The 12,699-nt window shown below is 33.1% G+C and carries 12 protein-coding genes and 1 pseudogene; 8 read left to right on the top strand and 5 right to left on the bottom strand.

Annotated features, from left to right (window positions below):
• From VGE71_RS17345 to VGE71_RS17320, 6 genes and pseudogenes are all read left to right on the top strand, one after another.
• A pseudogene (locus VGE71_RS17345) lies at positions 1–325 on the top strand (glycine dehydrogenase (aminomethyl-transferring)); the annotation flags it as partial.
• A 539-nt stretch (positions 326–864) separates the two neighbouring features.
• Positions 865–1,923 carry a ketoacyl-ACP synthase III gene (locus tag VGE71_RS17340; RefSeq protein WP_331139438.1) on the top strand — a complete coding sequence of 353 codons (1,059 nt, stop codon included), beginning with the start codon at positions 865–867 and terminating at the stop codon, positions 1,921–1,923.
• Between the two features lie 272 nt (positions 1,924–2,195).
• Positions 2,196–2,717, top strand: a complete 522-nt coding sequence (locus VGE71_RS17335; RefSeq protein ID WP_331139437.1) for a methyltransferase — start codon at positions 2,196–2,198, stop codon at positions 2,715–2,717.
• A gap of 100 nt (positions 2,718–2,817) precedes the next feature.
• Positions 2,818–3,666, top strand: a complete 849-nt coding sequence (locus VGE71_RS17330) for a glycosyltransferase family 2 protein (RefSeq protein WP_331139436.1) — start codon at positions 2,818–2,820, stop codon at positions 3,664–3,666.
• 79 nt (positions 3,667–3,745) lie between these two features.
• Positions 3,746–4,492 (top strand): ABC transporter permease, encoded by a 747-nt coding sequence (locus tag VGE71_RS17325; protein ID WP_331139435.1) that lies wholly within the window; start codon positions 3,746–3,748, stop codon positions 4,490–4,492.
• Positions 4,492–5,253 (top strand): ABC transporter ATP-binding protein, encoded by a 762-nt coding sequence (locus VGE71_RS17320; RefSeq protein ID WP_331139434.1) that lies wholly within the window; start codon positions 4,492–4,494, stop codon positions 5,251–5,253. The genes VGE71_RS17325 and VGE71_RS17320 overlap by 1 nt, the downstream gene beginning before the upstream one ends.
• Positions 5,254–5,335: 82 nt before the next feature.
• Here VGE71_RS17320 and VGE71_RS17315 read toward each other — a convergent pair whose 3' ends face one another.
• The 5 genes from VGE71_RS17315 to VGE71_RS17295 form a co-directional block, all read right to left on the bottom strand.
• Positions 5,336–6,058, bottom strand: a complete 723-nt coding sequence (locus VGE71_RS17315; protein ID WP_331139433.1) for a hypothetical protein — start codon at positions 6,056–6,058, stop codon at positions 5,336–5,338.
• 114 nt (positions 6,059–6,172) lie between these two features.
• Entirely contained in the window at positions 6,173–6,775 is a 603-nt protein-coding gene (locus tag VGE71_RS17310; RefSeq protein ID WP_331139432.1) for a SprT-like domain-containing protein, read from the bottom strand.
• Between the two features lie 81 nt (positions 6,776–6,856).
• Positions 6,857–7,534: an SDR family NAD(P)-dependent oxidoreductase gene (locus VGE71_RS17305; protein WP_331139431.1), complete on the bottom strand. Its 678-nt coding sequence runs from the start codon at positions 7,532–7,534 to the stop codon at positions 6,857–6,859.
• 35 nt (positions 7,535–7,569) lie between these two features.
• The gene (locus VGE71_RS17300; protein ID WP_331139430.1) at positions 7,570–8,541 is read right to left on the bottom strand and encodes a M28 family peptidase; all 972 of its coding nucleotides are present in this window, start codon (positions 8,539–8,541) and stop codon (positions 7,570–7,572) included.
• Between the two features lie 139 nt (positions 8,542–8,680).
• A complete protein-coding gene (locus VGE71_RS17295; RefSeq protein ID WP_331139429.1) occupies positions 8,681–9,823 on the bottom strand; it encodes an acyl-CoA dehydrogenase in 1,143 nt (380 codons plus the stop codon).
• Between the two features lie 493 nt (positions 9,824–10,316).
• On the opposite strand from VGE71_RS17295, the gene VGE71_RS17290 reads away from it, so the two are divergent.
• Together VGE71_RS17290 and VGE71_RS17285 are read left to right on the top strand one after the other, a co-directional pair.
• Positions 10,317–10,892, top strand: coding sequence for a chalcone isomerase family protein (locus tag VGE71_RS17290; protein ID WP_331139428.1), 576 nt, complete (start codon positions 10,317–10,319; stop codon positions 10,890–10,892).
• A gap of 142 nt (positions 10,893–11,034) precedes the next feature.
• Positions 11,035–12,261, top strand: a complete 1,227-nt coding sequence (locus VGE71_RS17285) for a Glu/Leu/Phe/Val dehydrogenase dimerization domain-containing protein (RefSeq protein ID WP_331139427.1) — start codon at positions 11,035–11,037, stop codon at positions 12,259–12,261.
• Positions 12,262–12,699: the final 438 nt, after the last annotated feature.

Genomic DNA, 12,699 nt, shown 5'->3' with positions numbered 1-12,699 from the left:
TGGAACTTTAATGATCGAGCCTACAGAATCTGAAGATTTAGCAGAATTAGATCGTTTTTGTGATGCGCTTATCTCAATCAGAAAAGAAATTGAAGAAGCAAAAGCTGACGATAAAAACAACGTATTGAAAAATGCACCTCACACATTAGCAATGTTAACTAATGATGCTTGGGATTTACCTTATACAAGAGAAAAAGCAGCGTATCCATTAGATTACATCGCTGACAATAAATTCTGGCCATCTGTTCGTCGTGTTGATGATGCTTACGGTGACAGAAATTTAGTTTGTAGCTGTGCTCCTATTGAAGCTTACATGGAAAACTAAGAATTAGTTTTTCTATTAATATTAAGAACCCGACAGATTTTAAAAACCTGTCGGGTTTCTTTTTGGTTTCAGATTTCAGGTTTCAAGTTCCTAGCATAACGTGAAACCTGAAACTTGAAACAAAATAAAAATAATCTGGGCGTGCCACCATCCCGATAAGAGGGCCAGTTCACTTTTGCGCTTATTCGCCCTCTTATCAGGATGCTGTCGGGCTATCCGCGCTACTTAGGTAGCTCGCTCCTATCCCTCACGCGGTCAAAACAATAAGGAAGATTCCGATATATTAAAACATAACTTTTTGTTAGATTTTTGTGAAATTATTTTTATAAAATAGAAAAAAATCTAAAAAATCCAGATTAAAAAATCCGCTTCAATCGTTTGAAATCTAGGAAATATTAAAAAATCATTAGAAGAAACACAATATATCTTCCAAATAATTGTTATTTCATAATTATATGCGTGCATACTATTTTTTATGATAGTTATCATAATATTATTTATACATTAGCGCTAAATTTATCGGATAATTAAAGGGAAAAATGAAAATAAAAATAATTGGTATTGGAAGTTACATTCCTAACCTAGAAGTTAAGAATACAGATTTTGACAAACATATTTTTTTAAATGAAGATGGAACTCCATTTGGTTACCCGAACGAAGTCGTAATTAAAAAATTTAAAGGTATTACTGGAATTGAAAACCGTCGTTATGCCGAACCTCAATATACAGCTTCAGATTTAGCCTTTTTTGCTGCTCAAAAAGCAATCGCAAATGCAGGAATCGATGCAGAAACTTTAGACTACATTATTTTCGCCCACAATTTTGGTGATGTAAAAGTAGGAACACATCAAACCGATATTTTACCAAGTTTAGCAACTCGTGTTAAAAACAAATTAGGAATAAAAAATCCAAAATGTGTAGCTTACGATATTCTTTTCGGATGTCCAGGTTGGATTGAAGGTGTTCTTCAAGCCAATGCTTTCATCAAATCCGGAATGGCAAAAAGAGTAATGGTAATTGGTGCCGAAACCCTATCTAGAGTTGTAGACGATCACGATCGTGATTCTATGATTTATTCTGATGGAGCCGGGGTTTCAATTCTAGAAGCTTCTACAGACGAATCAGGATTATTATCTTATGAAAGTGCCACTTTTGCCAATGACGAGGCGAATTACCTTTTCTTCGGAAAATCATATAATCCAGATTTAGATCCAGATATTAAATACATCAAAATGTACGGACGTAAAATTTACGAATTTGCTTTAAGCAATGTTCCGTGCGCAATGAAAAGCTGTCTTGATAATAGTGGAATTGACATTAGCGAGGTTAAAAAAATCTTGATTCACCAAGCTAATGAAAAAATGGACGAAGCGATTATCGAGCGTTTCTACAAATTATACGGACAAACTCCGCCAAAAGACATTATGCCGATGAGTATTCATGATTTAGGAAACAGCAGTGTGGCTACGGTTCCTACTTTATACGATTTGATTCTACAAGGAAAAATCGAAAACCATGAAATCAACAAAGGAGATGTTGTCATTTTTGCTTCAGTTGGAGCTGGAATGAATATCAATGCTTTTGTTTATCGATACTAAATAATCTCGCAATCCCGATAGCTATCGAGAGCGAAGTCGCAAAGTTTTTTAAACCATATAAGCAATATAAGATATTTTAAGTTTTTACTTAATTGAACTTATATCACTTATATGGTTTATTTTTTTCTAGCAATACTTAACATCTTTACGAGAAATTCATTTTCAAACTTAGCATCGTAACTGAATACTAAAAACTGAACACTGATTACTTTTTTAGTATATTTGCGACCTAATTAAAATCAAGAACGAGAATCGATTCGTTCGCCATAACTATGTACGAAAAAACGTTTCCTAATAAAAGATTCAAACTTACTTTAGAATTTTTACAAAAGCACGTTAGCACATCAGAAACCATTTTTGATTTTGGGGTTCCAAATCCGTTTTCTAAAATAATGGAAGAAAATGGCTATACCGTAAAAAACACTAAAGGCGAAGATTTAGACAACGATCATACGGCGCTACAAACAGAAGACTATACTGTTTTTACGGCATTTGAAATTTTCGAACATTTATTAAATCCATACACGATTTTGCAAAACGTAAAATGTGATAAATTACTAATTTCAATTCCGTTACGTTTATGGTTTTCGCCAGCATATCGTTCTAAAACCGATATGTGGGACAGACATTACCACGAATTTGAAGACTGGCAATTGGATTGGCTTTTAGAAAAAACAGGCTGGAAAATTACAGACCGATTACAATTTACACATCCAGTAAAAAAGTTTGGATTAAGACCTTTGTTAAGATATTTCACTCCAAGATATTATATTGTTGTGGCTGAAAAAATTTAGATTTCAGATTGTAGATTTTAGATTAACGATTTTTGATTTCTGATTTTAGAGCCAGGTAAAACCAATCTAAAATCTAAAATTTAAAATCTAAAATTTTTATATGAAGTATTACATTGTTATACCCGCACACAACGAGCAAGATCTTATTGGTCTGACTTTACAATCTTTGGTAACTCAAACTGTTTTGCCATCAAAAGTTGTGGTTGTAAATGACAATTCAACTGATAAAACAGAAGAAGTTGTACTAAGCTTCGCTAAAGATAATCCGTATATTTCTGTTGTAAACAAAACTTCAGATGCGATTCACATGCCGGGAAGTAAAGTAATTCAGGCTTTTCAGAAAGGTTTTGAAACTTTAGATTCTGAATATGATATTATTGTAAAAATCGATGGCGATCTAATTTTTCCTCCAAACTATTTCGAAACCATTATCAAACATTTCGAATCTGATCCAAAAGTCGGAATGGTCGGCGGATTCTGTTATATTGATAAAAATGGTGAATGGGTTTTAGAAAACTTAACCGATAAAGATCATATTCGCGGTGCTTTAAAAGCCTATCGAAAAGAAACCTATCAACAAATTGGCGGCTTACGTCCTGCAATGGGTTGGGATACCGTTGACGAATTACTTTGCAAATATTACGATTGGAAAATCGTAACTGACGAATCATTACACGTAAAACACCTAAAACCAACTGGTGCAAATTACAATAAAACAGCCCGCTACAAACAAGGCGAAGCTTTTTATACTTTAGGATATGGTTTCTGGATTACCTCAATCGCATCAGCAAAGTTGGCGATGATGAAGAAAAAACCATTTTTGTTTTTAGACTATATTAAAGGTTTTTGGAAAGCAAAAAAAGCCAAAACACCTTTATTGGTCACACCTGAACAAGCTAAATTTATTAGAAATTATCGTTTGAAAAAAATGAAAGAAAAGTTAATTTGACTCTAAATTGAGCCGAAAACTCTTCACTCATAACCCAAAACTCATAACTTCTTTTTACCTTAGCCAATATTTAAAAATTATGATGCTAATTCGTTATTTATCCCAAATTGGGAGATATTTTTTAATGCTGAAAGAAATTTTCAATAAACAGACCAAATGGCCTGTTATGAAAAGTCTAATCCTAAAAGAAATCGACGATCTTATTATTGACTCTCTTGGAATTGTTTGCTTCATCTCTTTTTTCATTGGAGGAGTTGTAGCAATTCAAACAGCACTTAACTTAACAAATCCTTTAATCCCAAAATATTTAATTGGTTTTGCTACACGTCAATCTGTAATTTTGGAGTTTGCTCCTACTTTTATTTCGGTAATTATGGCCGGAAAAATGGGATCTTATATTACTTCAAGTATCGGAACCATGCGTGTTACAGAGCAAATTGACGCTTTGGAAGTTATGGGAGTTAACTCTTTAAACTATCTTGTTTTCCCAAAAATCATAGCGTTATTAATGTACCCTTTCGTGATCTGCATTAGTATGTTTTTAGGAATTTTTGGAGGTTGGCTTGCTTCTGCTTATGGCGGATTTTCAACTAGCGAAGATTTTATTGCTGGAGCTCAAATGGAATTTATTCCTTTTCATATTACATATGCTTTTATCAAAACCTTAATTTTTGCGATGTTATTAGCAACAATTCCTTCTTTTCATGGGTATTACATGAAAGGTGGAGCGCTAGAAGTTGGTAAAGCAAGTACAGTTTCGTTTGTATGGACATCAGTTTGTATCATTCTTTTTAATTATATATTAACTCAATTATTATTAGGATAATGATAGAAGTAAAAAACATAGAAAAATCATTTGGTGACAGTAAGGTTTTAAAAGGCGTTTCGACGGTTTTTGAAACTGGAAAAACCAATTTAATTATAGGACAAAGTGGATCCGGAAAAACAGTTTTATTAAAAACACTTTTAGGAATTCATACTCCAGACTCAGGAACAATCGAATTTGACGGAAGAGTTTATTCTGATTTAGATAAGGATGAAAAACGTGAACTAAGAACCGAAATCGGAATGGTATTTCAGGGAAGCGCATTGTTTGATTCTATGACTGTTGAAGAAAATGTTGCTTTCCCGCTCAAAATGTTCACCAATAATACCAAAGCACAAATCAAAGAACGTGTTGATTTTGTTTTGGAAAGAGTAAACTTAGTCGAAGCGCATAAAAAATTACCTTCAGAGATTTCAGGAGGTATGCAGAAGCGTGTGGCTATCGCTCGTGCGATTGTAAACAATCCAAAGTATTTGTTTTGTGATGAACCAAACTCTGGTCTTGATCCGAACACTTCCACTTTGATTGACAATTTGATTCAGGAAATTACGAGAGAATATAATATCACAACTGTAATTAATACGCACGATATGAACTCAGTTATGGAAATCGGTGAAAATATTGTTTTCTTAAAGAAAGGATTAAAAGCGTGGCAGGGAAATAAAGAAGAAATTTTCAGAACGGAAAACAAAGACATTGTGAAGTTTGTTTACTCTTCTAACTTGTTTAAAAAAGTAAGAGAAGCTTATTTGAAAGGTTAAAAATCCTTTTGAAATTCCAATATAAAAATCCCAAATTCCAAATTTTACCATTGGAATTTGGGATTTTTTTTGTTGTGAAATGTTATTTTACATCTTTAAAATCAGCTTCTTCAACTGTTATTGTTTGATAAGTAATTCCTTCTGTATTACTTGCAGGAAATTTATAAAGGGCTTGCTGTGAAATTCCATTTTTACGCCTTAAAACAGTAAGGGTCTGATCATTATATTTATTAATATATATAGTATGTATAGAAGTTCCGTTAGTTTCTATATTCTTCAAATTGAAAAAATAAGTCAAACTATGAGAAAGTGTCATAGGAAATGTTTCAAGATTATTGACTTTTAAAGTCACTTGGCAAGGATACAACTCAACCAAATTAATGGTATTAAACTCAAATTCTTTACCAATATATTTCATATCATGTGCACCGTTTGTAATATCAACATAAAACGGATCCCATATAATCTGTGGCTCATTTTCTTTGGTTCTTTCACCAAAAAAAAGTCTATAAAAATTGCCATTACCAGTTGTTTTGAAAACAAAATCATAACGACCATCGGTATTCGTATAAGTCGAATCGATCCAATCTACAAATTCAAGATTTTCAACAGACATAAAAAGACCACCACTATTTGTAGCCTTAAATTCTGCTACTTTAATTTTTAAATTAGAAATTGGCTCATCGTGAAAATCCGTTAGTTTTCCAAAAACTCTCGTCTCAATTCCAGATTTAATCATTACAGGATCTTTTCTACAGCTTACCAATATAATCAGTAAAAAAAATGAAAGTAATATTTTTTTCATAAAAACCATTTTCCCAAAGACAAATTAACTCATTGAATATAAGCCAATTTAAACATTAAACTTCTAAAAAAAATCCAAATTCCAATTGTTTCAACTTTGGAATTTGGATTTTTTTTATTGAACATTAATCAATTCTACTTCAGCATTTGGATTGAAAAGATAGGTCTTTCCTGAACTTATTTCGATGCATTCAAAGCGTTTGGTCCGAACAGCCAGCTTCTTGAATACTTTACCGTTTTTGATTCTGAAAATACTTCCGTAAGGGATTTCAAAAACATAGTTTTTATCGTTTTCCTTATCATACTGCTTTAAAGCTAAAGATAAAGTTGTATCAGTATCACTACTTGCGGACGGATTCTTGAAATGTCTCGCCAATAAAGGTAAAATCTGTCCTGGAAATATTTCTGGTCTTATAAAAGGTACCATCAAACGTTGAAAAGTATATTTCCATTCGTTTCCATGAGGTTTTATATTTCGCCCAAATTTTTCAAAAGCAACCAAATGGGCAATTTCATGAATGAGCGTTATCAAAAATCGGTACTTATTCAAACTAGCATTAACCGTAATTTCATGTTTTCCACTTGGTCCGCGTCTATAATCGCCATGACGCGTCTGACGCTCGTTTACGATTTTCAGGTGCACTTGATTGGCCACTATCAAATCGAAAACGGGTTTTACCGCATGTTCAGGAATATATTTTGCTAAAGTTTCGCTCAATTTTGGTTAAATGTTATTTGTTAAAAGTTCAACGTCTTTTGGAACAATCTGGAATTTGGAATTTTTAATATTGGAATTTATCTACGGATTAGTCGAAGAAACTTCTAAAACTTTTCCGTTAAAATATTTATTTCCGTTAAGTGTAAAATCATAAATGTAAGTTGCCATTCCTTCAGCAGAAATTGGCGCTTGATAACCTGGGAAAGCTTCATTCAGCATTTCGGTTTGAACAGAACCCAAAGCTAAGACATTAAACGAAATTCCTTTTTCTTTATATTCTTCTGCCAACAATTCTGTCAAAGTAATCACAGCACCTTTACTTGAACTGTAAGCTGCTAATCCTGCAAATTTCAAGCTTCCGCGAACGCCACCAATTGAACTAATTGTTACAACATGACTTCCTTTTTCCAAGTATGGAATACAAATACGAGTTAAATTAGCAACGGCAAAAACATTTACTTTGTAAATACTTTCAAAATCTGCTTGAGTAGTTTCTGCAAAAGGTTTTAAAAGTAAAGCACCAGCATTATGAACCACTGCATCTACTTTTTTCCAAGTTGAAGAAAGAAAACTTTCCACCTGTCCCAAAGCATTTTCATCTGCCAAATCAACAGAAAGACAAGTTACATTTTGATGTTGTAATAATGATTGAGGAATTTTTCTGGAGATTGCCAAAACCTGATGGCCTGCGTCAGCAAATTTCAAAGCCAATTCATAGCCTATTCCTCTGCTTGTTCCTGTAACGATAATATTTTTCATTCAACAAAAATAATCAAATGGGATAAAATGACCTCTTATTTATTCATCGTAATTTCCTGCGTTGGCGAAACTGCTATCTTGGTAACAGCAGGCAGTAATTCCTGAGTAAAAGCAGTGATATGAGGAATATCCATCAATTTGAATTCATCTGAAACATGATGATAAAAATCGAAATTTTCAAAGTCGAAAGTACTTAACGATTGACATGGTTTTTTGAAAACATCGTAAAACGAATAATTATCAGATCTGTAAAACAATTGATATTCTGCTTCTTTTGGTAAAAATCCGATAGTGTTTTTCCCTGTATATTCGTTTATTTTAGAAGCCATATTCGATTTATCAAAACCTGTAATGTAAGCTAGATAATCTCTCTTCATTGGTACGCCAATCATTTCGATGTTTAATTGTGTATACAGATTGAAATTTTGGTCTTTCAATTTCTGAACTAAACTTTTTGAACCCAGTAAACCTTTTTCTTCTCCAGCAAAAAACACAATTAAGATACTGCGTTTATTTGATTTAGTTTCACTAAAATACTTTGCCATTGCAGCAATAGACGTTACACCAGAAGCATCATCATTTGCGCCGTTATTAATTTTATCAGCCTGATCTTTTTTCTCAATTCCGATATGATCGTAATGTGCGCTTAAAACCACAAACTCTTTTTTCAATTCAGGATCTGTTCCTTCTATCACTCCAACAATATTAAAAGCTGGAGATTTGAAATTTGTCAATGTATCGCGATACGTTTTAAAATAAGGTTTGATGTTATTCTTTTTCAGAAAATCTTCTAAAAAAACAGCTGCTTTTTCAATTCCTTTAGTTCCCGTTTCACGTCCTTCCATTTCATCAGAAGAAAGTGTTTTTAAGAAATCTGAAATCTCAGCCTCATTGACTTTATAAGTAACTTCAATTGGTTTTGAACTTGAATCTTTTGATGGCACGCTAGAAGTACTCGATTTACAAGCAAAGAAAAGAACGGGAAGTAAAAAGTATAGTTTTTTCATAATGAATTGATTTTAGTAATGAATCTAAGAAGGAAAATCTCCTTAAAAGTATAAACTTATGAAAAGTAATAGAATATTCATAAAAAAACCCTTCCAAACTATAAGTCGAAAGGGTTTCAAATCTATTGGTAACCTAATTTTATCCAGCGATAACAGCTCTTGAAATTACGATTTTCTGAATTTCAGAAGTTCCTTCGTAAATCTGAGTGATTTTTGCATCGCGCATTAAACGCTCTACATGATATTCTTTTACATATCCGTTTCCTCCGTGAATTTGAACAGCTTCAACAGAAGTGTCCATTGCAACCTGCGAGGCAAAAAGTTTCGCCATTGCACCACTCACATCATAATTTTTATGTTGATCTTTATCCCAAGCTGCTTTCATACATAAATGACGCGCCGCTTCGATATTTACAGCCATATCCGCCAATTTAAATGCGATTGCTTGATGGTTGCAGATTTCAGTTCCGAACGCTTTACGTTCTTTAGAATATTTCAAAGCCAATTCATAAGCTCCTGATGCAATTCCCAAAGCTTGAGATGCAATTCCGATTCTACCACCTGCTAAGGTTTTCATCGCAAATTTAAATCCGAAACCATCTTCGCCAATTCTGTTTTCTTTTGGAACTTTCACATCAGAAAACATTAAAGAATGTGTATCAGAACCACGAATTCCCATTTTTTGTTCTTTCGGGCCAACTGAAAAACCTGGCATATCTTTCGTCATAATCAAAGCATTGATTCCTTTATGCTTTAATTCGGGATGCGTTTGTGCAATTACTAAATATACCGAAGCCGTATTTCCGTTTGTTATCCAGTTTTTTGTACCATTAACTAAATAATGGTCTCCCATATCAACCGCAGTTGTTTTTTGAGAAGTAGCATCACTTCCTGCCTCAGGTTCGCTCAAGCAAAAAGCACCGTGAATTTCTCCAGATGCTAAACCTGGTAAATATTTTTGTTTTTGTTCTTCAGTTCCATATTCCTGCAATCCCCAGCAAACCAAAGAATTGTTTACAGACATTACTACAGAAGCAGAGGCATCTACTTTAGAAATTTCTTCCATTGCAATAACATACGAAATTGCATCAAGACCGCTTCCTCCGTATTTAGGATCGACCATCATTCCCATAAAACCAAGCTCACCCATTTTTTTGACTTGCTCAGTTGGAAAAATTTGTTTTTCGTCGCGTTCAATAACTCCCGGCAATAATTCATTTTGAGCAAAATCTCTTGCTGCCTGTTGAATCATTAAATGTTCTTCGGTAAGATTAAAATCCATAGTAGTATACTTTTAATGTTTTTACAACCAAATTTCAAAACAAAATTTTAGCTGATGGTTTTTTATGTTTTTGTGTTTTTTTCAGTTCCTTACTTTTCAGTTCAAAGGCTTTCAAAGATACTTTTTAAAAGTGTAATTTACAATGCGCGCATATAAAATTAATAGATCAGCAAAGATTACGATAACGTTTTCGTAATTATTTAGGTTTTTATTGAAATGAACATTAATCCTTCAAGAAATTCTTTAAAATCCAAAAGATATTTTTTCGTTTTTAAAGCTCAAAAAATTACGTTTTTTGATGAATCTTCAAAGAGTTATACTTAAACAATTCTTAAAACACGTAAATCTACGTAAAACAAGTCTTACTAATTTGATTATTAATACAATACAAAAATAAAACATTAGTTTTTTGAAGAAAAAAACAGCTCCTGAATCAATTAAATATTGATAAATTAACATTATTTTTGCCCAAAAAATAAAAAATTGATAGAACATGAAAAAGATTTTACTAGTACTAACACTCCTCTTAAGTTTACAATTTTCTACTGTTTCTGCACAAACTCAAATCGATGTTAATGGTGTAACAGTTCCTAGAAAAATAGAATTTCAAGGCAAAACTTTACAACTTAACGGCGCGGGTGGAAGATCAAAAATGTGGTTGGAAGTTTACGTTCAGGCATTATACTTATCTCAATTAACCCAGGATCCGCAATTCATTATTGACAGTGATACTGAAATGGCCATTCGAATTGAAATTACCTCTTCTATGGTTTCTTCAAACAAATTGACAAAAGCCATGAATACAGGTTTTGAAAAATCTGCTGGAGCAAATCTTCAAGAGTTACGTACAAGAATTGAGCAGTTAAAAAGTTTTTTAAGTGATGTCATTACAGAAAAAGATGTGTTTATATTAGCTTATAATCCATTGGATCAAAATGTATATGTTTCTAAAAATGAAGTCTTGAAAGGAAAAATTGCAGGATTTGATTTCAAAAAAGCATTATTCGGAATCTGGCTTTCTGACAAACCAGTTGACGAAACTTTGAAAAAACATTTATTAGGACAATAATTCTTAATTTTTTGAATATATAGAAAGCCGAAAACCAAATAGTTTTCGGCTTTTCTTTTTTGTTTTATAAATTTGATGCGAAATACATTATTCGCATTATTCTATTTTATACATTTACGCAAAATAAACATATCACAACAAAATGAAAGATTTATTACAACAATTTGAAAACAAAGCACCTGAAATTGTTTTCAATTGGAAAGATTCAGAAACAGAAGCCGAAGGGTGGACTGTAATTAATTCACTTCGCGGAGGAGCTGCGGGTGGAGGAACAAGAATGAGAAAAGGTCTAGACATGAACGAAGTTTTGTCTTTGGCAAAAACCATGGAAGTTAAATTCTCTGTTTCAGGCCCAGCTATTGGCGGGGCTAAATCTGGAATAAATTTTGACCCAAATGATCCACGTAAAAAAGGAGTTTTACAACGTTGGTACAAAGCGGTTTCTCCTTTATTGAAAAGTTACTATGGAACTGGAGGAGATTTAAATGTTGATGAGATTCACGAAGTTATCCCGATGACAGAAGAATGTGGTGTTTGGCATCCACAGGAAGGTGTTTTCAATGGACATTTCAAACCGACTGAAGCTGATAAAATTAATAGAATTGGACAATTGCGTCAAGGTGTGATTAAGGTTATTGAAAACCCAAAATTCTCACCAGACGTAACCAGAAAATATACTGTTGCCGATATGATTACTGGTTTTGGTGTTGCAGAAGCAGTTCGTCATTTCTACACAACTTATGGCGGAGACATTAAAGGTAAAAAAGCAATCGTGCAAGGTTTTGGAAACGTAGGTTCTGCAGCAGCTTTTTATTTGGCTGAAATGGGAGCAAAAGTGATCGGAATTATTGACCGCGATGGCGGATTGATTAAAGAAGATGGTTTTTCTTTTGAAGAAATCAAAACGTTGTTTTTAAACAAAGACGGAAATAAATTAGTCGCTGACAATATGATTCCGTTTGAAGAAATCAATTCTAAAATCTGGACAATTGGAGCAGAAATTTTTACTCCTTGCGCCGCTTCAAGATTGGTTACTCAGGCTCAAATCGACAGCTTAATCGCAAACGGATTGGAAGTGATTTCATGTGGTGCGAATGTTCCTTTTGCTGATAAAGAAATTTTCTTCGGTTCTATTATGGAGCAAGTAGACCAAAAAGTGAGTTTGATTCCTGACTTTATTTCAAACTGCGGAATGGCGAGAGTTTTTGCTTATTTCATGGAGAAAAAAGTTCAAATGACAGATGAGGCTATTTTTAATGATACTTCAGAAACAATCAAAAATGCAATTGTAAAAGCGCATGCTTTAAGTGCATCAAAAACAAATATCAGTGCAACTGCTTTTGAAATTGCTTTGAAACAGTTGGTATAATTATAAAATACACAATTCTGAATGAGTCAAATTAATTTTTGGCTCATTTTTTTTAGCGCAAATGTTTTTTACCGCAAAGCACGCAAAGATTTACGCAAAGTACGCGAAGGTATTTTTATTGAAGCGTAACCAATACCTAAATATTAAGTTCGCAAAGATTTGTGCACATCAAGCTTTGCGAACTTCAATCGAAGATTTGCTCAAAAAAACTTTGCGCTTCTTTGCGTAAATCTTTGCGTACTTTGCGCTACAATTACTAGTTTTTTTTTAAACGCAAAGAACGCTAAGACATTTTTATTGAAGCACAAACTATATCTAAATATTAAGTTCGCAAAGCTTTGTCTACACCAAGCTTTGCGAACTTCAATCGAAGATTTGCTCAAAAAAACTTTGCGTTTCTTTGCGTACTTTGCGTTACAATTACTAGTTTTTTTTAAC

Source organism: Flavobacterium sp. (genome assembly GCF_036405015.1).
Taxonomy (GTDB): Bacteria; Bacteroidota; Bacteroidia; order Flavobacteriales; family Flavobacteriaceae; genus Flavobacterium.
This window is presented reverse-complemented; position numbering and strand designations above follow the sequence as displayed.